Origin of the sequence: Coleofasciculus sp. FACHB-1120, assembly GCF_014698845.1 — a bacterium.
Taxonomy (GTDB): domain Bacteria; phylum Cyanobacteriota; class Cyanobacteriia; order Cyanobacteriales; family FACHB-T130; genus FACHB-T130.
On record NZ_JACJTV010000001.1, the window covers coordinates 388,951 to 410,926 of the forward strand.

At 45.2% G+C, this 21,976-nt stretch carries 15 protein-coding genes; 10 read left to right on the plus strand and 5 right to left on the minus strand.

Annotation, left to right across the window (positions count from 1 at the left end):
* Positions 1-138 precede the first annotated feature (138 nt).
* The gene (locus H6H02_RS01650) at positions 139-1,182 is read right to left on the minus strand and encodes a hypothetical protein (protein WP_199328915.1); all 1,044 of its coding nucleotides are present in this window, start codon (positions 1,180-1,182) and stop codon (positions 139-141) included.
* A 65-nt stretch (positions 1,183-1,247) separates the two neighbouring features.
* Positions 1,248-1,550: a hypothetical protein gene (locus H6H02_RS26565; RefSeq protein ID WP_199328916.1), complete on the minus strand. Its 303-nt coding sequence runs from the start codon at positions 1,548-1,550 to the stop codon at positions 1,248-1,250.
* Positions 1,551-1,999: 449 nt separating this feature from the next.
* Here H6H02_RS26565 and H6H02_RS01655 point away from each other — a divergent pair, with 449 nt between their 5' ends.
* The 10 genes from H6H02_RS01655 (at position 2,000) to H6H02_RS01700 (ending at position 12,168) form a co-directional block, all read left to right on the plus strand.
* Entirely contained in the window at positions 2,000-3,139 is a 1,140-nt protein-coding gene (locus H6H02_RS01655) for an aromatic ring-hydroxylating dioxygenase subunit alpha (protein ID WP_190813978.1), read from the plus strand.
* Positions 3,136-3,984 (plus strand): SDR family oxidoreductase, encoded by an 849-nt coding sequence (locus H6H02_RS01660; protein WP_190813980.1) that lies wholly within the window; start codon positions 3,136-3,138, stop codon positions 3,982-3,984. Before H6H02_RS01655 ends, H6H02_RS01660 begins: the two co-directional genes overlap by 4 nt.
* Entirely contained in the window at positions 3,981-4,898 is a 918-nt protein-coding gene (locus H6H02_RS01665; RefSeq protein ID WP_190813982.1) for a ferritin-like domain-containing protein, read from the plus strand. Before H6H02_RS01660 ends, H6H02_RS01665 begins: the two co-directional genes overlap by 4 nt.
* Entirely contained in the window at positions 4,895-6,130 is a 1,236-nt protein-coding gene (locus tag H6H02_RS01670; RefSeq protein WP_199328917.1) for a P-aminobenzoate N-oxygenase AurF, read from the plus strand. Before H6H02_RS01665 ends, H6H02_RS01670 begins: the two co-directional genes overlap by 4 nt.
* 114 nt (positions 6,131-6,244) lie before the next feature.
* On the plus strand, positions 6,245-7,243 hold the full coding sequence (locus tag H6H02_RS01675; protein ID WP_190814237.1) for an aromatic ring-hydroxylating dioxygenase subunit alpha: 999 nt from the start codon (positions 6,245-6,247) through the stop codon (positions 7,241-7,243).
* A 169-nt stretch (positions 7,244-7,412) separates the two neighbouring features.
* Complete coding sequence (locus tag H6H02_RS01680; RefSeq protein WP_190813984.1) at positions 7,413-7,712, plus strand: 2Fe-2S iron-sulfur cluster-binding protein; 300 nt, start codon at positions 7,413-7,415, stop codon at positions 7,710-7,712.
* A 48-nt stretch (positions 7,713-7,760) separates the two neighbouring features.
* Positions 7,761-8,783: a Rieske 2Fe-2S domain-containing protein gene (locus H6H02_RS27830; protein ID WP_190813986.1), complete on the plus strand. Its 1,023-nt coding sequence runs from the start codon at positions 7,761-7,763 to the stop codon at positions 8,781-8,783.
* A gap of 334 nt (positions 8,784-9,117) precedes the next feature.
* Positions 9,118-9,849: a sterol desaturase family protein gene (locus H6H02_RS01690; RefSeq protein ID WP_190813988.1), complete on the plus strand. Its 732-nt coding sequence runs from the start codon at positions 9,118-9,120 to the stop codon at positions 9,847-9,849.
* Between the two features lie 59 nt (positions 9,850-9,908).
* The gene (locus H6H02_RS01695; RefSeq protein ID WP_190813990.1) at positions 9,909-10,517 is read left to right on the plus strand and encodes an acyl transferase; all 609 of its coding nucleotides are present in this window, start codon (positions 9,909-9,911) and stop codon (positions 10,515-10,517) included.
* Positions 10,518-10,623: 106 nt separating this feature from the next.
* Complete coding sequence (locus H6H02_RS01700; protein ID WP_190814239.1) at positions 10,624-12,168, plus strand: GH3 auxin-responsive promoter family protein; 1,545 nt, start codon at positions 10,624-10,626, stop codon at positions 12,166-12,168.
* A gap of 59 nt (positions 12,169-12,227) precedes the next feature.
* Here H6H02_RS01700 and H6H02_RS01705 read toward each other — a convergent pair whose 3' ends face one another.
* Genes H6H02_RS01705 through H6H02_RS01715 form a run of 3 tightly spaced genes read right to left on the minus strand, consistent with a single transcriptional unit; the run spans position 12,228 to position 21,826 of the window.
* Entirely contained in the window at positions 12,228-14,210 is a 1,983-nt protein-coding gene (locus H6H02_RS01705) for a diguanylate cyclase (RefSeq protein WP_190813993.1), read from the minus strand.
* Between the two features lie 15 nt (positions 14,211-14,225).
* Complete coding sequence (locus H6H02_RS01710) at positions 14,226-16,214, minus strand: adenylate/guanylate cyclase domain-containing protein (RefSeq protein ID WP_190813995.1); 1,989 nt, start codon at positions 16,212-16,214, stop codon at positions 14,226-14,228.
* Positions 16,215-16,219: 5 nt separating this feature from the next.
* Positions 16,220-21,826 carry a PAS domain S-box protein gene (locus H6H02_RS01715; protein WP_190813997.1) on the minus strand — a complete coding sequence of 1,869 codons (5,607 nt, stop codon included), beginning with the start codon at positions 21,824-21,826 and terminating at the stop codon, positions 16,220-16,222.
* Between the last annotated feature and the right edge of the window lie 150 nt (positions 21,827-21,976).

A 21,976-nucleotide genomic window follows, 5' to 3' on the forward strand; every position in this document is an offset into this window, starting at 1 on the left:
CAGCCCTCCCCGTTAACGGGGAGGGGGAAATATGTCTCTTTCTTTTTTATGGGAGGATTGCAAGATTTTGGGTTAAGAAATGTGATAAAAAGTTGCTTGTTTATTCTTTGGAATCATCAATTACCATTATCCATTCATTTACAAATTAACAATACCTCTTTGTTTGATAGTTTTCTCTGTGTTCTGAGATAAATCAGGCCAAGATAAGAAATTAAGCCGCAAAATACGTTTAGTAGGAACGTTGTCCCAAGCGCTAAAAACGCGCTTCCAATCATCAATAAATTCGGGTTGAACTTGCCCTATTTTTTTTACTAAAGAGTAATAGACGCGATCGCTTACTGCTTCATCGGATGTGACGCCTTGCCGAAGTTCCAAATCGAACTCTAGATACTGTTGGTCTTCTTCGTAAAGAATTCGGGCGCGGTATAGTCCAGTGAGAATATCGTTTAGTTCTTCGCATTTTACCGCTGCATCCAACATATATTCGGTAAGATTAGTCCCTAAAAGAATTAAACAACTATCTGAGCGACCCGTGACTGCTAAAATATCTGGAAGCCAAGGGCTAGATTTTGCAATAATCTTGACTAAAGCTTCATCCTGAGAATCTAGCTTATCCGAAGTAAGAATTGCTTTTCTTAATTTCCGCCAACTATATAACGCAACACGGTCGTAGAGAATGTAGCGCACTAGCGGAATTCCTTGCCAACGGGTCACGCAAAAGTGACTATCAACAAGTTCCACAAAAGTGTCGGAAGCAATGAAATGAAAGAAGTGAGGAATGGGAGATTCTATACCTAGCGAATTAGCAAGTTCTTGGTTGCGATACAGTAGTTTTCGTAAGGCAACTGAAGCGAGAGATTCGGTTCCAAGTCCCCCAGTATCGGCGCTGGCATACATGGAAAACATAAATGGAATGTCTTCTGGTATTCCCGCCCGATTTTGCAAAGAAGTGCGAATACTTTCTGGAAAAGGTTCACCAATTACGATGTATCTTAATTTTTCTAATGGAAGCGATCGCTTTCCCTCACTTGCCTTTAGATGAAGATGCGCGATCGCAGATGGTACAATAAATAAAATAATCTGATCTACGAATGGGTTCATCTTGCAGATCATCTCAATAATATCATCTTGCTGGATGCCTGGACAGAATACCCAGAAAGGATAAGGCGTATTCGTTGCCATATTATTTAACGCCCAGGAAAAAGACACTCCTCCTAGAGAACTTCCTAAACTAAGTCCGACAATTGCTAATGTTTTTTTTTGTGTACGGCAAAGGTTCGTTCCAGAAATATTCGAGTTTTAAGACCAATCAAATAGCTAGTTGACTTTAAAATAGGCCAATAAAATGAGTTTCCGGATGAGCCGGAAGAACGCGCAATCGCATAAATTTTATCAGCATCATCTGCTAGTAGTTCCTCAAATGGATAAGCTAAGGCATAGGACTTCTTATCTGGCAAAGGTAGCTGGTCAAATGGAACTCGTGCTTTAATTCCTTGGGTTTCTAAAAACTGTTTGTAAGCGGGTACGCCTTGTTGGGCACGTTGATACACTCTTTCCGCTAATCTTTTCGACCCTAAAGAGTTTTTTGTGAATGATAGAAATTTCATAAGGTAGTGCTAAAGAGGTTGTAAATTTCTCTTTTTTTACGAACCACGAAGGCGCAAAGGACACGAAGGAAAGAGAGGGAGGAGAAGAAGAGTCTATAAATAAGTCTTAAATTTCTAACGCTAAACGCAGACTACTATAAGACAAACTAAAGTTGAAGAGATTCTAGATATTGCTTAATGAAATATCGAATAAATTAAATTAAATTGAAACAAAAATTTACTAACTTAAGTCATAGATTTCAGAGCTTCGCAAATTCTTAGCGTAATAAAGAAATAGGAGCGCCAAACTGATTTTAGGGGTGGATGGAGGGGGGAAACTTCCCTATGTCAAGCTTTCTAGATCGGCACATTCACGCAGGCGTGAAGTTTTGAACGTTATTACTATATAAATTATGGTGAATTTTAATTTGCAAGCGTCTAATTCTCTTCGCAAAACCCAAACTTTTAACAATCCCGCTCGCTTTATTGAAGGATGGTATTGGGCTATTCCCTCTCACAATCTCAAGGTGGGTGAAGTGAAGCCTGTAACCCTTTTGGGAAGGGAACTGGCGATTTATCGGGGCAAGGATGGGAAAGCGATCGCTCTCGATGCATATTGCCCGCACATGGGCGCACACCTTGCCGAAGGAAAAGTCGAAGGCAACGGGATTCGCTGTTTTTTCCACAACTGGAAGTATGACCAAGCGGGAAAGTGTATCGATATTCCGTGTTTGGAAAAGCCGCTTCCAGCGAAGGTACGAAGTTGGCCTACGGCTGAGAAGTACGGAATGGTGTGGGTTTGGACTGGGGAAACGCCACGACAGCCTTTGCCTTGCCCTCCAGAACTCAAAGACGAAGAATGCGACGCTGTGATCGCGTCTTGCTTTGTCAAGAACTGTCACCCCAATGTGGTGATGATCAACGCCATCGACGCCCAACACTTCAATACCGTTCATAACCTGCCACTGAAAATTGTGTTCGAGAAGCAGGAAGACGAAAACGCGATCGCCTTCAGCAATACCACGCGGGGAGGGGAAGATTCTCTGTTTGTAAAACTAATCCGCCCCTTATATAAAAATGAAGTCACTTATAGTATGTGCTACTGGTACGGCAGCACCGGCACGGTGACACTTGGGCCAGACTTTCTCCACTTCTACATCATGTTTGCCCTTCGCCTTACCGAAACAGGAAAAACTGAAGGACAGACTTTATTAATTACTAAGAAGCGTCCGGGTGTACTCGGCTGGATCTTTAATCGGATCGTACTTTGGCTGACGAAAATGGTGGGCAATTACTTTGCCAAAGGAGACACCCAAGTTTTCCAAACGATTAAGTTTGACTTTCAGACTCCGACGAAAGAGGACAAGTCGATTATCCAGTTCATCCAGCACGTCGAGAAACAGAGAGCGATCGCTTGGGGAACTTGGGAGGCGGCTTTACCGAAGGAGCAGCAGCGGCACTATGATTTGGATAAGGCAGACCTAACTCCCCAACCCCTTTCCCTGCAAGGGAACGGAGTGCATCCTCCCTCCCTAACCACGGAGGCGAGATGAGTTCTGTATTAATTACAGGCTGTTCCTCCGGCTTCGGTCGGGGTATGGTTGATGAGTTTCTCCGGCGAGGTTGGCACGTCATCGGTACGATGCGGAACGCACCACAGCGGCGGGAGATCCTCGCAGAATCGCTAGAAAAATATAGCGATCGCTTGACGATTCTCAGTCTGGAAATTACCGAACCCAGCCAACGAGATGCCGTAGTTGAAGCAGTTCGCCAAAGAGGGCGGCTGGATTGTTTAGTAAATAATGCAGGCTACAGGTTCTACGGTGCTTTGGAGGATCTGGGCGAGGAGCAAATCCGCCGTCAGTTTGAGGTAAATTTCTTCGGTGGGGTGTTCCTGACTCGCGCTTTGCTTCCGTTGATTCGGGAAGCGCAGGGAACCCTGATTTTTATCTCCTCTACCTTCGGCTTTACCGGCTTTCCCTTAACCTCGGCGCATTGCGCCAGCAAGTATGCTCTGGAAGGCTTGGCAGAGAGTCTTTATTACGAGCTTGAGTCCCACGGCGTTCGTGTCGCCTTGGTAGAGCCTGGAGCCAGCAAGACGACGAACAATGGCAAGAATATGAGCTGGGGGGAAGGAAACGCTGAAACGTATCGAATTCAGACGGAAAACTACCGGAGGCTGAATCAGCGAATTGTATCAACGGCTCCGGATAATACGCCTCTGGTCGCTAAACGGGTTGCTGATATTGCCGAAGGAAGCGATCGCCAACTCCGCCGTCGAGTCGGCTGGGATGCCAATTTTACCCATATTTATCAACAAATCTTGCCAGACAAGTTGCGCCTACCCTTATCAAAAATGATTTATCGACGGTTATTTATGGGGAGACAAAGCCGATGAATCAATACCAAAAAACAGCAGGCTTCGACTTACCCCACCTCCAATCTGACGACAGGCTGCGTCGCGTACTCTCCTCAGCCTTGAAGAGTCGGCTGGGTAACGATCCGGTTTCCCCAAAATTTATGAGCAATTCCTACTGGGATGCCGCTCATTTTAATCTTGAGAAGGTGCAGGTTTTCCAAGATTCTAGCCAACAAGAGCAAGCAGAAATCCTGCGCCTATGCAGTGACGGACTCATAGAAGAAGCTTATTTCATCGAAAAAGCCGGAGTCGGTTACATGGCAAAAATGGTGCTGCTGGCAGAAACCACTGAGGAGCGAATGCTCTACGCACTCTTCAGCTCCGACGAAGTGACTCACCTTGCCCAGATTAGTCGCTTTTTGCCGGAAAAAGACCTCGTGGGGACAGACGACCCCTTCTTGCGCTTCCTGGCAGATTTAGTGGAAACCCAGGATAAAACAGTCCTGCTATTTGTGCTTCAGGTAGTGCTAGAGGGGTGGGGTTTGAGCCATTACAGAAGCCTCGCCAAAAACTGTGTAAATCCTCAAATGGCTGCGATATTCGAGGGATTTTTGCAAGACGAGAGCCGTCACCACGGCACTGGAGTCACTTTGTTTAACCAGATATACGTCTCCCAAGCGAGTCGAGCCACCATCATCGAAACCCTAGCCCTATTTTTACAGATGGTTCAGGTAGGACCTCGGAGCGTCGTCACCGCCATCGAGCAAGTGAAGGGTCATTTGTCCCGCCAACAGAGGCTGAGGATTTTCCAGGAACTGGACACAGAGACTCATAGCGGAATCCGTCTCAATCTCCTGCGTTCCCTGATGCGGGGAGAAGCGGCGGGAATTATCGTTCAAGAACTAGAGGAGCAGGGGAGGTTTCAGCCTTTCCCCGTAGAACAATGCTTATGAATGAAACACTAAACGAACCCAAAGACAACACGCTTTTAGAAAACCCGAAGGTTTATCAGCAACTTCAGATTAACGAACCCAAAGGGAACACCCTTCTAGAAAACCCAAAAGTCTATCGCAAGCTTCAAATCAACCACACGCGCAATAAACAGCAGGATCATACCCAACTGCTCGACGAAGCCGCAGCCTCTTTCCGATATGAAGACTGCAAAGATGAGTATTGGAACCCGGAAGAATTTTCCTTACTCTACGGAACTCCACTATGGGAACAAGCGAGCGTAAGCCAAAGAGTAATCTTAAACCAACTTTACTGGGTAGCTTACTATTCGCAGATCGTTTCCGCAGAAATTGCCACAATTTACTTTAATCAGACTAGCGCCGCCGGACTTTACGCCCAGGAGGACTTCCGCCTAGTTTGCGATACCCTCGACTTAGAATCTGCTCAGGAAAGGGCACATATCAGCGCCTTCAGAAAAATCTCTAGCGAGGTAGAAGCACAGCTTTTTGGCAAGCGCGTCTTCAGCTATCCTATGCGCGGGCCGTTTGCAGAGACAATGATTTTTGCTGACACCAACGCTCTCAAGACGTGGTGGAAAAAACTCCAGCTGCAAAGCTTTGGAATGCTGTCAGCAGGCAATACTTTTCTGGCTTGCCAATACTTTACCGTTCGGGGTATCCGGACGCTAAACGGTAAGCTGGTGCAGCATAAGCTTAGCAACTACTACCAAAAACATCCCAACTCGGAAAACGCTCCTATTCCCTCGAAAATTTCCTTTTATCACTTCATGGATGAGAGCTTTCACTTTAATAGCTCTACGATTCTTTCCCATGACGTGGTGAAGTGCCTCAAGCCACCAACCGCTTTTGAGAAGCTAGTGGCAAACTTGGGGATACGCGGCTGTCAGAGAGATCACTATCATTTTTCTGTTGCAATTAACGGTATCTTTTGGTACGATCCCGCCCTCTATTCGGCAATTTACGAGGTATTGCGATCGCCTATTTTTGGAATGAGCGACTCGGAAGCTAAAGAAATGATGCGACTGTGCTTCACCGAGGAATCTGAAGGACTGCACCTCAGCTACCAAACCCGTACAGAGGCGATGGAGTCCTACAAAGTTTACCTCGAAAAAGTTGACTACGCTTGGGCAAGTAACCGAGAAATGTCCATCATGGCTGCTAATTCTATTCCCCAGTACCTCGCTACTCAAAAGAAGGCAATTGGTAATTGGTAATTATTGGGGCTAGGAAAACTCTTACCCATTACCGACTTGAAAAATAACTGTGCATCTTTACCCAATTTTAATATGAACCAATCTCAAAATCAAAACACGCAACCCCTTTTGAAAATGAAAATATTCAACAATTGGGATGTTGTTGCCAAAGGCTGGTACATTGCTTGCCCTAGCCGAGAACTTCATCCAGGCAAAGCAAAATCCTTGGAAATCTGCGGACAAAAAATTGTTGTCTTTCGCGGACAAGATGGAAAAGTTCGCGCTTTAGATGCTTATTGTCCCCACCTAGGAACCGATTTAGGAATTGGGCGCGTTGATGGAAATCTCATGCGCTGTTTCTTTCATCATTGGGCGTTCGATGGAGAAGGCAATTGCCAAGATATTCCCTGTCAATCGTCAATCCCCGAAAAAGCTCGCCTTCAATCTTATGCTACTGATGAAAAATACGGTTTGATTTGGGTGTATCCAGATTCAAAAGCATCAGAAGGTGTGGCAGAATTTGATGAACTAAAAGGCAAATCAATTGTGACAGTACATGACAAAGCATTTGAACGAAGTTGTCATCATCACATTTGTATGATGAATGGCATTGATGCTCAACATTTACAAACTGTTCACAAAGTAGATATCAATATGAATCTATCCTTGCATCAGAATCAATCTGGCAATGTGATAGATTTTACCCTTCAAGGGGAGTTTCCTAAAACTACTCGGAGAGAACGCTTGGGACGAAAAATTCTCGGCGATACTTATGAGTATTCTATGAGGTATGCGGATGGCTGTATCGGACTTTTAACGATGATGAAGAATGTTCGGCTTTTTCCTTCACTGCACATGATTTACGCCTATACTCCAGTTGCACCTGGAAGAACCCGCATTCAACCGATTTATGTGGCAGAGAAAAGAAAAGGGATGTTTGGGTGGTTGGTGACACAACTATTACTCTTATTCACACGTCTAGCATACTATGCCTTGAAAGGGGAAGATGGGCAAATTTATGACAATATTCGATATAATCCCAACGCACTTCTGGGTATTGATACGTCATTAGTTAAGTATATGCATTATGTAAATCAACTTGAAGTTTCTATATGGTCTAAAGAATTTGAATAATACAAAGTAAGAAATTTTAGATGCAGCAATTTTGTTAGCTAATGTGAATTTATTTACGAACCGCGAAGGACGCGAAGGACGCGAAGGAAGAGAAAGAATAGGAAGAAGAGGCTAGTTAATATTTCTATTGTTATCAGATTAACTTTTGATTAGAAATTTTTACTTAAGTATGAATGAGCAATGCTGTATCATCCGCTTTCCAGAAACAGATTATTCCCCCCTAACTCTGGAGAAGCACTCTAATCTTTCGGAGCATCTGACGGTGCAAAATTCCCCGGTACTCTTTGGATGTCGTACTGGAATTTGTGGAACCTGTCTTGTAGTTGTAAAAGGTAATATTCCTCCTCCCAGTAAAGACGAAAAGGAAGTATTGGAAACTCTAGCGCCAGGAAATAGTCAAGTGAGATTAGCTTGTCAATTGGCTCTCAGCAGTGACATTGAAATTGCTGCTTTTGATGATGAAGAATGAAGCCAAAAAATCTTCTATTTCTTATTTTTAATTTATTGCGGAGGATTAGTGAAATTTGAAGATTTCTGGTATGTTGTGGCACTCAGCGAACAGTTAAAGCCGAATACTGTGCTGGAACGCACGGTTTTGGGGGAATGGCTGGTAGTGTTTCGAGGAGAGGACAGAAAGCCGGTGGCGTTGCGCGATCGCTGTATGCACAGAAATAGCCGTCTCTCTAAAGGAAAAGTCTGTCAGGGAACGCTTCAGTGTCCCTACCACGGCTGGGTTTACGACAAGACGGGGAAGGTAGTCGCTGTCCCCGCCGAGGGAGAAGACTTTAAGGCGACTCATGCTCGTCGCACCCAGCATTATGACACCAGAGAGCAGGATGGATACGTCTATGTAAGGCTGGAACAAAAGCCGAGTGAAGAGTTTGAGCCTTTTCAAATGCCTTACTACGGAAAGCCGGGATGGGAGACGGTACGAGTCATTAACCGTTTTCGGAACAGTGTAACTAACTGTGCGGAGAACTTTATTGACATTCCTCACACCGCCTCGGTTCACCCTGGGGTATTTCGCACTTCTCGCAAGCAAAAGCTGGAGATGACGGTAGAGAGGCGAAGTGGCTCAGTTTTCGCAGAATACCGCAACGAAACGACAAACCTCGGCTGGTATACGCGCTTTCTAAATCGGAAAGGTTACGAGATCCGCCACACAGATAGCTTTCACATGCCAAACGTTACCAGCGTGGAATACGATATGGCACCGAAAAGAAGGCTTTTTATTACTAGCCAATCGATTCCGGAAGCGGAGGACTCTACTCTCGTCTATACGGACGTCACTTTTAACTACGGCATTTGGAACAAGATTGCGCGTCCGTTTGTTCGCTGGACTGCCCAATATATTATCCGTCAGGATGTGGAAGCGCTTGGTATTCAGCAAGAGGTAATCGAAAAGTACGGTACCCAGTTTGCCAATACACCAGCTGACACAATCCACGTCCTAGTTGAATCTATTCGGAGCAAGATTGAAGCAGGAGAAGATCCTAGAACTCTCTTGGATAAGTCTGTTCAAGTAACCTTCTGGGTTTAATCGGTGGGAGTCTATCAATGCTTATCAATCACTGGGAATCTGGAACCCCACCCCAGCCCTCCCCGTTAACGGGGAGGGAGAAATCCTACTTTCCCTCGTTAACCAGGGAAATGCAGCGGGTTCTATAACCCCACCCCAACCCTCCCAGTTAACGAGGAGGGAGAAATCCTAATTCCCCTTTGTTAACGAGGGAAATGACGCAGGAATAGACAAACTCCCCACACTCCGGCACCCCTCTCCGTGAACGGAGAGGGGTTGGGGGTGAGGTTCTAAATGATGACGATTCAAACGAATTCAATATCAGGCAACATTCCCTAAATTGAGCTGATTAGCGATGGGAGTATTCTTTACTTTTGCGATTTTAATGACGCTGACTGTGGCGAATCAGCGCAGTTTTACTGCCTTGCGAACGAGAACCTACGAGGACTGGATTTTAGATGCTGTTGGTCTGTTTTTTCAGGGTGTTCTCATCCCGATTCTTCAGCTCACAGTAGTTTACCAGATGTACCACTATCTTCTACCCAGCGATCGCGCCTTGCTTGCTCTGCCTCCAGTCGCGGCATTCTTGCTGAGTTTCGTGTTTGTGGATTACATCTACTACTGGAACCATCGCTTGCTCCATAGTCGGTGGCTCTGGTCTCTCCACGCCGTTCATCATACCAGCACCGAAATGAATGTCTTGTCTACCTCCAGAAATACCCTGTGGACGAGCTTTTTGATCGTCTACTTATGGGTTCACGCTCTATTTATTTATCTGCTGCAAGATCCCACTTGGTACATCACTGGTGTCAGTCTTAGCTCGGCTTTAGATTTGTGGCGTCACAGCACCATCACTCCCATACCAAACTCTTGGCTATATCGCTGGCTATCGGCTTTGCTGATAGTACCCCAAGATCATGCTTGGCACCACGCCAGCAGCTCAGTTTGTGGGAACTACGGAGCCAACTTTAAGCTTTGGGATCGGATGCACGGAACGTATTATAAAAGCGATCGCGTACCGGATTCTTTGGGGGTCAAAATCAACCTCACCTTAACTCAGAAGCTACTGTGGCCTTGGAAGAATTAGCAACTAAAAATTAAAAAATTGGCTTCTTCATTTTTAATGCAAGCATTTTTAATTTCACTATGACTTTCCTCGGCACAATCCTCTCCTGTTTTCCCTCCTTAGTTATCCTGATTGCGATCGCATCTTTTCTGGAGATCTGCTTCTTTCCAGGAATCTTCAGTATCTCGGCTCTTTTCCTTTCTCTGTATGGGTTTCCCCTGTTGGTGTATCGCCTCCACGAGCGTTTTTACCCCGTCAAGGAAGGGATCAGCTATCTAGGCAGCAAAGAGTATTCACCCTGGTGGGGAAGTCATCAGATTCAACTTATCTACATTGCGTTTCCAGCGTTGGAAACGTTGCTACGCCTGATTCCCGGTGCTTTTTCCTTATGGCTGAGACTGTGGGGAGCCAAGATTGGTAAAAGCGTTTACTGGACGCCACAGTTAGAAATTTCCGATCGCGGACTGATTGAGGTAGGCGATCGCGCAGTTTTCGGTCACGGAGTAGGCATCTACCCCCACATCATTAAACCCAGAAAACAGGACTTGATGCTGTATGTCAAGAAGGTGAAAATCGGCAGCAATGTCTTTCTAGGAGCCTGGAATCACATTGGCCCCGGAGTTGTCGTTGAGGAAGGAACCTACGTTCCGGTTGCTACCCACATCTATCCCAACAAGAAATTCAAATAATCTTCAATCGAAGACAGTTAATCCCCTGCTTCCGGCTCCCCTCTCTGTCAACGGAGAGGGGCTGGGGGTGAGGTTCCAAATTAATCCTCCAAACAAATTTGATATGATGCGCCCTATTGTCAAGCTTTTCGGACAACTTCTTTCCCCCTACGCCAAGGGCTTCTTGCAAGCACTAGAAAATCCCCAAAGAACCCAGCAATCCGTTCAAGAGGAAATTGTAGACAATCTTGCCAAGAGTGAATATGGCAAATTTTTAGGTATCCGATCGGTTGCAGATTGGCATCGTATTCCGATTGTTAACTACGACGATCTCAAAGAGTGGATCGAGCGGCAAAAAACAACCCAGCAGCCAATCTTGACACCAGAATCGATTCTCTTTTACGAAAAGACTTCTGGAAGTAGTGGCTCGGCAAAATCCATTCCTTACACCAAATCTCTTCGAGCTACCTTTAACCAGATGTTCTGTGTTTGGGCGCATGACCTAATTCAGCATGGCCCAGGCTTTTCTACGGGTAAGATATACTTCTGCGTCTCTCCCCGGCTTGATTCGGCAAGCCCAAATAGTATTCCCGCTGGATTGGAGGATGATTCGGAGTATCTGGACGAATGGTTAATGTTATTTCTTCGTCCCTTTCTGGTTTCTCCTCCCGGATTGAATCGCCTTCGCAATGCAGAGGAATTCAAGGAGAAACTTGCCCACGCGCTTCTACTCGAAGAAAATCTGGAAGTTATCTCGATTTGGAGTCCAAGTTTCCTTCGCGTACAACTCGACTACATCCAGACGCATCGAGTACGACTGTGGAAAGAACTTAAAAACAAAATGTCAGCGAAACGCTCTAAACTCCTCTTGGAGCCGGAGATTCCGTGGAAGCTGCTTTGGCAAGAATTGAAACTTATTTCCTGCTGGGATAGCGCGAATGCGGCAGATGGTGCAGGGTTTTTGCGATCGCGCTTTCCCGGTGTCATGGTGCAGGGAAAAGGACTCCTCGCCACCGAGGCACCGATGACAATTCCCCTGATTCAGGCAAAGGGATGCGTCCCTTTGCTCGATCAGGTGTTTTTTGAGTTTGAGGATGGAGAGGGGAAAATCCACCGACTTCACGAGATTGTGGCGGGGACTGACTACGAAATAATTATTTCTCAGAAAGGGGGATTATACCGCTACCGAATTGGCGATCGCGTGCGCGTCAGCCACTTTTATCAAGGAACGCCGTGCCTGGAATTTTTGGGGAGAAATCAGGCGACGAGCGATCTCGTGGGTGAGAAGCTGCATTCTGAATTCGTGCGCTCTGTCCTTGAGGATTTGGCGCTAGAAAGAACGTTTTTTAAGAGCTTGGTGCCTTCTAGAAAGCCGGTGGATCGTTATATTCTTTTGCTCGACACCGCCAAAGAGCCGCCCGAAGCGATCGCTCAACGGTTAGATGATGCTTTGATGCGATCGCACCACTATCGACAAGCTCGACTCTTAGGACAGCTGGCTCCGGCGCGGGTGCTGGTATCAAGACAAATACCGGAAATCCTCACCCTGTATGGGATGCGAGCTGGCAAGAAATGGGGAGACTTGAAACACCCGCTGTTAGCGATCGCACCCCTTGAGGAAGAATTGCTTGTCGATCTAGAAAAAGTCTCTCAGAACAGTTGTTTCCGCTGACATCTTCTCTAGAGATTTTGAGTCAGGAGTTGCATACAAAAAAAGGAAAAACCGAGTGCTTACACTCGCGCTACGCGATCGCGCCCCTCTTTTTTGGCTGCATAAAGTGCCGCATCAGCCGCATTAATCAGATGTTGCGGCAACAAGTCTAAGTTAGGTACACTACCCGCCACACCTAAACTGACGGTTACATAACTGCACACTTTAGAGCCGCTGTGGGGAATCGCCAAGTTACTGATTGCCTGCCGAATCGTCTCTGCTACGAAAACCGCTCCTTCAATATCAGTATTGGGAAGAATTACGGCAAATTCTTCCCCACCATATCGCGCCACTAAATCCGCTGGACGCCGGACAACACTTTTAATCGCGCTAGCCACCTGCCGTAAACAATCATCCCCTTCCAGATGACCGTAAGCATCGTTGTAGCGTTTGAAAAAATCTACATCTAATAAAATCAAAGACAGCGGTGCTTGTTCGCGTCTTAAGCGCTTCCAACTAGCATCCAGACACTCATCAAATCGGCGACGATTCGCAATCTGAGTTAAGCCGTCTAGGTTAGCGAGTTGCCGGAGTTCCCGATTGGCAGACTGCACATATTGGTAGAGTTGGGATTGATGAATCGCGATCGCTACCTGATTTGCCAACTGAGACAACAAATCCACTTCAAATGCCTGCCAGTCACGAGGAGCAGCACACTGGTGAGCAATCAGTAACCCCCATAGACGCTCTTCTTTCAAAACCGGCATTGCGACAACAGCTTTCACCTGATAGCGTTGGAAAAACTTAATTCCATCGTCTGTAAAATTAAACTTTTCAACATCAGACAAGACGATTGGGAATCCCTGAGAAAAGGTGCTAAAACATTCTTGAATCCAGGATGGATTCACAGTCTTCCCTAACATTTGAGGGTATTTTTTACCGACTGATTCTGCTACAAAGGTGCCGTTGTTGTTAGCTCCCAACTGGTAGATAGCCACTCGATCTGAAAGCAAACAGCGTCGAATACTGTTGACTGTTGCATCCAGAATCTCTTCTAAATTCAGCGATTGGCGAATTTGTTGAGTCACTTCAGCAATTAGCCGTTCCCGTGCTGCTTGTTGTCGCAGCACTTCCTCTGCTTTCTTGCGCTGAATCATTGAGCCTAATTGGGTCGCGACTGCATTAACGAGTTGGAGCGATCGCTCATCTGGTGTCATTTCCTGTTTATGGAAAAATATCAAAATTGCCAGCACTTGATGGTCGAAAGCGATCGGAATTCCTAAGACCCCTTTCAGTCCCGCTTGTGTGGCAATTTGAGTTCGCAGAAAAACGGTCGAGTTCTCCTGCGTCATATCTGCGATCCATTCCACTTGTTGGGACACCCACACTCGTCCTGGCAATCCCTCGCCAAGAGAAAAACGAAACGCCTCACTCTGGCGTCGAAATTCATCAAAACGGACATCCCCGTACCAACATCGACGGTATTCAAGTACGGTTCCCTCCGAGGACGGCATCCACGCTTCCCCAAACTCCCAACCGAGGTTTTGACAAAGAGCGATCAAAATGACTTCTAATGCTTCTTCTACATCAGCAGCAGAACTAATTGCTTGAGTTGTACTTAGTAAGAGTTGTAACTGTGTATTCTGAGTTTGCAGTTGTAACTGAAACTGACGCAGCGCCAATTGATGTTCAATTCGTACTAAAACCTCAAGTGGCTCAATCGGTTTGGTGATGTAATCTACTGCTCCTAATGTAAAAGCATTCACCTTATCAAAAGTTGCATCTAAAGCACTGATAAAAATAACCGGGATGTTACAGATTTTCTCTAAGGATTTCAACTGTCGGCAAACTTCATACCCATCCATATCCGGCATTTTGATGTCAAGCAAAATTAAATCGACAGGATTTGCCTGAACCGATTGCAGCGCTAGCTTACCACTCAGGGCAACCCGCACTTTATATCCATGATTTGATAAAATTTTAGTTAACAAACTAACATTTTCTGGGGTATCGTCAACTACCAGTATTTTCTCTTTTGATTTTAAATCTTGACCCTGAGGCATAAAGTGTTTGTATCGTTATTTTTGACCAATTAAGAGATAAGTCATCATCTCCCCCTTCCCTTTTACTGAAATAGTCCCTCGTTCTTGGAAAACAAACTGTTCTTTTAAGCGTTCGTAAACGGCAGCCGTTACCTGAGTTTGACCAGGAATCCCACTTGATTCCATTCGGGAAGCCACATTCACGGTATCTCCCCATAAGTCATAGCTGAATTTTGTTAAACCAATTACTCCAGCGACTACAGGTCCAATATTAATGCCGATCCGGAGACTAAAGTTCTCATTAATTTCAATATTGAATCTAGCGATAAAACTTTGCATCTCTAAGGCTAGTTTGGCAATTGATGAAGCATGATCTGCTCCTGGTATTGGTAGTCCTCCTACTACCATATATGCATCCCCAATGGTTTTTATTTTTTCTAACCCATGTTTGTTAGACAACATATCAAATTCAATAAAAATTCGATTAAGTATTTCTACAAGTTTCGTTGGAGTTTTTGTAGCTGCAAAGTTAGTAAAACCTACTAAATCAGCAAATAAAACACTAACATCAGCAAAACTATCGGCAATGACTTGCTGCTTTTGTTGTAAACGCTCAGCAATTGGCTTTGGTAATATATTTAGTAAGAGTTTTTCTGTTTGTTCTTGAGCAAGCTTTCGCGCTGTAATATCAGAAACAGTTCCCTCGTAATAGAGAAGTTTATTTTTGGAATCGCAGACTGAACGGGCATTCTCAGAAATCCAAATAATTGTCCCATCCCGGCGGTAAACTTGAGACTCAAATCCCATGACAGCATGATTAGATTCCATTGCTTCTATAAATTCACGTCGTCGGTTTAAGTCAACATAAAGTTGCTGTTCAACATTTTTAATACTGGTTGTTAGTTCTTCTGGAGATTCATAACCATAAATCTTCGCTAGTGCTAAATTAGCGCTCAAATAACGCCCGCAAGGTGTTGTCTGATAAATGCCTTCTACTGCATTTTCAACGATGCTGTGATAGCGTTCTTGAGTAATTCTGAGAATTTCTTCAGTTTGCTTGTGATCGATTAAAGGGCCTAATTGGGTAGCTACCGCGGTCACTAAATTAATTGTATGTGAATTAATCGGAACCGAACCTTTTTTATAGAAAACCAGAATAGCTAATACTCGTTCGTTCAGAATAATGGGAACTCCAAAAGCAGATGCTGAACTAGCAGCTCTTTTTTCCTTATTTAGAATCAATGAATCTTTGGAATGTGAATCTTTGAAGGCTAGAATATCTTCTTCCCATTCTGGCTTTTTGAAAACAAAGATTTTCCCTGGCAAGCCAAGATTAGCTGCCAAGATAACTGTTCTACTTTGGTTTTTAAAATCCAAGAAACTAGAGTGGCTAGAGTACCAATTTTGACTGCATTCTAAGATATTTTTATCTTCGGCGGGCAACCAAGCTTCGCCATAATCCCATTGAATTGTCATCCCAACTAAGTGCAATACAGTCTGTAACACCGAATGAACGTCTTTTTTGCGGCTAATCGCTTGAGTGGTTACGAGTAAAAGACGGAGTTCAACTTCTGCTTGTCGCCGGGATTCTAGGTGTTTTTGCAGTAGCTTATTTTGCTCTGTCAGTTGCATTTTTAGTTCTCGAATCCGTAACTGATTCTCGATTCGAGCTAACACTTCTAAACGTTCAAAAGGTTTTGTAATATAGTCAACACCACCAACTTTAAAAGCGTTTATTTTGTTAACTGTTTGATCTAAAGCACTAATGAAGATAACCGGGATGTCGCGAGTTTTCTCTGAAGCTTTTAGATGTTGACAAACTTCATATCCATTCATGTCTGGCATATTAACATCGAGCAAAATCAAATCGGGAGGATTTGAATTGCAAGCGTTGATGGCGAGTTGACCGTTGGGTGCAACTCGCACTTTGTAATCTTGTTCAGATAATATGTGAAACAGCAGTTTTAAATTTACAGGATTATCATCAACTGCTAGGATATTAGGTCTAGCGATAGGTGATTCCATTATGATTATAAAGGCTCTACAGATTTAATCAAGGTTAACAGTTGCTCGAATTGGTATTGATTAGCTAATGCCATTAAAGCTTTTGACAAAACTTCATTTTGGGGATGCACCTGCTCAATCAGTGCAGTGATAATTTCCAAATCCCCTTCAACAAGAGCTTGATATAATTTTCTCAACCAATCCTTAGGTAAATCAGCCAGTTCGGCAGTATTTAAGGCTGGCGATTCTAGCGAGTCTTTTTCAGATGCATCACTAAGTTTCTCATAATTAAAGGAGACATTCAAATGTTTTTGGACAGCATTAAAAATATCTGCTTCTCGAAAAGGTTTACGGATAAAGTCATCGCAACCAGCTTCAATAGCAGATGCTTTATCTTCATTTAAGGAACTGGCAGTCAGAGCAATAATGATGGTACGAGAATTGGGTAGTTTATTCTGGAATGAAGGTTTCTGATGCTCCCACTTTCTAATCTGTTTAGTAGCTTCATAGCCGTCCAAGATTGGCATTTGTATATCCATCCAAACTAAATGAGGTGAATTACGTTCCCAGATTTCTAATGCCTCTTTTCCATTACAAGCTTCTAGTAATTCAAAACCAAGGGGCTGGAGAAGTTTGAGCAGCAGTTGGCGATTAGAATCGCTATCATCTGCAATCAGCATTTGATAGTGAGGTTGCTGGGACGCGAGTGCAATAACGCGGTGGTTTTGGAGGGGTATTGCAATCTCGCTGGGAGCAATAATATTTGCTTGAATGTTAAATTTAAATGTTGTTCCTTTTGCAAATAAAGCACTTGTATCGTCATTGAATTCCCTGATAGGGGTTCCGGGGGTGAAAGCTTTGCCGCCACTGATGAGGGTCATTTCACCTCCCATTAAATGGACAAATTGACGGCTAATTGTCAATCCTAAGCCAGTTCCTTCTTGCACTTGTTCCCCGGCAGACGTTTGCACGAAAGGTTTAAATACTTTGTCGAGTTCGTCATAAGCAATACCGGCTCCCGTATCGGAAACTTCAAAGATAATTGAGGAAAGGGGAGAGACAGAAGATGAGTCGGAATTTCTTATCCCCAGTTTCACTTTAACTAATACCGTTCCGGAAGCAGTAAATTTAACGGCGTTACCTAGCAGATTAATCAACACCTGACGCAATTTGACTTCATCTGTGCGGAGGTATTGGGGAATATCGACAGCACAGTCAAATTTTAGGTTTAAACCCTTTTCTCTAGCTTTCAAAGAAAACATCGCTTCGACATCCTTTAGCAAGCTGTAGAGGTCGAAGTTATTTTCATTCAGCGTCATGCATCCAGCTTCAATTTTGGAGAGGTCAAGGACTTGGTTTATCAGGGTCAACAGATGTTCTCCACTGCGACGAATGATAGTGAGATTTTCTTGCTGTTCTGTTGAAAGATTGGGGGCACGACTCATGAGGTGGGAAAAGCCTAAGATGGCGTTGAGGGGGGTTCGGAGTTCGTGACTCATGTTGGCGAGAAAGATGCTTTTGGCGCGGTTAGCAGCCTCAGCGGCTTTTTTGGCTCGTTCAAGTTCAGCTTCTACTCTTTTACGAGTGGTAATATCGACTCCGATTCCTAAAACGCAGACTTTATCGCTTGCAGGTGGATGCAGAGGAATTTTTTGCCACTGAAACCATTTATCCTGGTTATTTGCGGCTGTCACTTTTTCTTCGGGAACGAATAAGGCTTGACCTGTTTCAATGATAGAGCGGGTTTCTTGGAGGAGATGCTCAACATCCTCTAAGAATGGATGGAAGTCTACATCCCGTTTACCCATCAGTTCTTCTACAGTCGTGTTGTAGAGCTTGGCAGCAGCTTTGTTAAGCAGCACAAACCGTCCTTCCGAGTCTTTTACAAAAATGGTGTTGGGGTCATTGTCAATTACCTTTCGCAGGAACTCTTGTTGCTGCCGGAGAGCTTCTTCAGCAATTTTGCGATCGCTAATATCCAGAAGTACGCCCCGCCAAATTATGCTGCCATTAGCTTGAGATTCCGGACGAGAGCTGGCTGCTAGCCAACGAGTAATACCATCTGGGTGGAGATAGCGCCACTCATAATAGAAAGGCATTAAATTATTGAGGCTAATCTCTAAAGCGGCGTTGTAACCAGGGAGGTCTTCTGAGTGGTATCGCTCTAGTAGGAGAGATAAATTCCCCATCACCGCTTGAGCGGAAATCCCTAATAGTTCGCTACACCCTTCACTGATGTAGTCTAGAAAATGTCTGCCGTCGGCCGAGTAAGTGTAGGTGAAAACCGCGCCAGGAAGGTTATTGGCAAGGCTCCGCAAGCGAGCTTCGTTTTCCCGGAAAGCTTCTTCTATACGTTTGCGATCGCTAATATCGATAGCATGACCGACGACTCGAAGTGCTTGTCCGTCTGCATCTCGCACGACTACCCCATAATCCAAAATATGATTGTAGCCATCTTCTCGGTGATGGAACCGATATTCAAGCATATAATCATCTTCACTAGCGATCGCCTCACAAAACGTGAGCGAAACCTGCTGCAAATCCCCCGGATGGACGCGCTCAACCCACCAGTCACCCGTTAGTCCGGCTTCTTCGGGATGGTATCCGCTAGTTTCATAGAGTCCCTGCGTCCGCAGAACAATATTCTGCTTCAGATCCCAGTCGTAAACATATCCTTTAATTGCCGATGCCGCTAGCTGAAAACGTTCGTTGCTCTCTTTGAGCGCTTGCTCTGTCCGTTTGCGCTCGGTGATGTCAATCGCCACACCTCCGACAAGGCGTTCTCCAGAGAGGTTCTCCAGGGGAAACTTGTACACGAGGAAATCCCCGATTGTGCCGTCCGATCTGGGAGCTTGTTCGATCGCCTCTACTGACTGATTCGTTTGGATGACTTTCCGAATGTTTTCCAGATACTGTTGCGCGAATTCATCACGATAAAGCTGTGTAAGCGTTTTTCCAACTACATAGTCTTCTGGGATTTGGAGTATCTGGCGGTAGGTTTTGCTGAAGAAAACAATTCGCCCATATTCATCCGTGATCCAAGAAGCCGCTGGGCTGTTATCCATGAACGCATGAAACCGGGCTTCGCTTTCTTTTAATGCGAATTCTGCCTGTTTGCGAGCCGTAATATTCGCGAATGAAGATACCACTGCATACGGCAGAGATTCGCCAGCCCGAAAGAGAGGTTGGGCGTTAACAGAAATCCAGGTTAAGCTACCATCTGGCTTATAAACTCCCATCACTACATCAGAGCAAGGTTCGCCAGTTCGTAGTGTCACCATTGCTGGGTGTTCCTCCCCTAGAAAGGGTGAACCATCTTCACGAATGGTTTGCCAGCTGGGATCGAGGGAAGTTCGTCCCATCATTTGCTCGCGAGACAAGCCGAGAATTCGTTTAGCACTAGCGTTACAGGTATGGATAACCCCGTTGGCATCCTGCAAAACAATACCTTCTGCCATCGTTGTCACGACTGAACGATAGCGTTCTTCGCTTTCCTCTAAAGCAGCCGTGAAACGCTGGCGTTCTGTGATATCCCGCACGATACAAACCACTTCATCAGCACCACTTTTGACGATGCGTGCCTCGTAGTTGTGAATGCCATCGGGTTCTTCCACGTCGTATTCGTAGGTTTGTCGCTCTCCAGTTTCAACTGCTACCCGAAAATGCTCCAGCAGATCATTTTTAACCTGTTCGGGCATCGGTAAATCCCGTAAGTTTCTGCCAATTAAAGCTTCAGGCAGCATCTGCAAGGCTTCTTCGCCTGGTTTTACGTCTAAATAAGTGCCGTCTATCCGGTGCCGGAACATTGCATCGGGAATCGCGCTCAAAAGCGCCTGCATTCGTTCTTCATTCTGATGCAAGGCTGCTTCTACCTGCTTGCGTTCGGCAATCTCCTGTTCTAGCTGGGCATTGGTTTGGGCTAGTTTAGCAGTGCGCTCTTGTACTTGGCTTTCTAAAGTACGGTTGTAGTCGGCAAGCAGATGTTCTGCTTGCTTACGCCAGGTGATGTCAACGAGCAAGCCATCCCAAATAATATCGCCGTTGGGTTGTTTTTCTGGGCGGGAAGTGGCTTGCACCCATTTCAAGTGACTAGAAGGCGAGGTAATTCGACCTTCCCAGTACCAAGGCTGCAAGTCTCTAGCAGAAACCAAAATGGTTTCATTTAGCAAAGGCAGGTCATCGGGATGCACCGCATCCCAGGCAAGTTGAGGATTTTGGACGATCGCTTCTGGTTCATATCCATAGATTTCACGAGTGCCGGAACTCATGTAAGTAAACTTATGGCTACCGTCTGGATGGAGGATGTATCGGAAAATTACACCCGGTACATTTTCTGCAAGATGGCGAAACTTCGCTTCACTTTCCCGCAGCGCGGCTTCTGCTTGTTTGCGATCCCAGTTGGCTATGTGTTGGTATTCCAGGCTGCGATAAGCGATCAGCGCAACCGCAGAGCCAGTCATGCCGATTAGCGGGGCAACAACGGGTAGCCACCAGCTTGCTAAAAAAGCGAGGTAACTGCCACCCGTCAGAATTCCCCCGATTAGGCAAATGCTAACCCCATAAACGATCCATCTAGCAACAACATGATGTTTAAAGGGTTTGAAGCGAAGTAACGTCCAACTCACTCCACTGCCAATCAAACACCAAACCAAAATCCATAAGGCTTCTTTTGGTTCAGACCAAACCTGGATGAAAGGACGACCCTCTAAAGCAGCACTCAAAATTTGACTGGTTAAATTGGCATGAATGACTACGCCCGGTAATCGTTTGGGAGTTGCAAAGAGACTACTACTATAAGGGGTGAAGGAAAGGTCATTGAAGCTAGAGCCGATTGCGCCGATTAAGACAATGCGATCGCGTAAAAGATTCGGCGGGATGCGGTTCTCTAGAACATCCGTCATCGATACCGTGGAGAAATTTTCTAACATCCCCCGGTAGTTCAACAAAATCTGGTACCCACCAGAATTGGCACGAACGTAACCGCCTTCATTTCCCGTAAATGGGGCAAATACAGCTTTACCTAATCGCAATTTCTTGCCACCAGCGCTCTGGAGGGTAATCTTTTCTTTTTCCAGATACATTAAAGCCAGCTTTGCGCCTAAGCCCAGGTGGGTTTTACCATCAGATGTTTTGATAGACAGCAACCCTCGACGGACTTTGCCATCTGCATCTAACACCAAATCGGCGAGTCCCACTTGGTTCAGACGATTCAACGTTGGGGGTGGGGCAACTGCATCTCCTACCGCTTTTTCGACACCCACTAGGTTAGGCGTAGATTCAAATACTTTAACCAGTGCTTGATGACCAGGAGGGACTGGCAAATCTCGGTAAATATCTAAGCCAATGGCTCTGGGTTGCTGAACTTTCAGTTTTGCGATCGCTTCAGCTAACAGAGCATCAGAAATTGGCCATCGTCCGACCTTTTCAATATCTGATTCATCAATACTAATAATTACAATCCGCGGATCAATGGGTTCGCGAGGTCGCCAGCGAAAAAATTGATCCAATATAGCCAAATCAAATATTTGCAGTAAGCCTAAATAACTTGTAGTAATGACTGTGCCAGCCACAATCGGAGCTGTAATCAGCAGCCCGCGCCATTGGCGAATTTGCTTTTTAAGTTTTTGCACCATTAATTTATTAGCATCAAAAATAAGGGGAAGGGGAAAAGGAAAATGCTTCTTCTTTCCCCATTCCCCTTATGTATTCTGGCAATTGATTGATGCTTGAATTTAATTCGGCAGCATCCGACTCAACTCGCCTGTTTTCCGAGCTAAGTATAT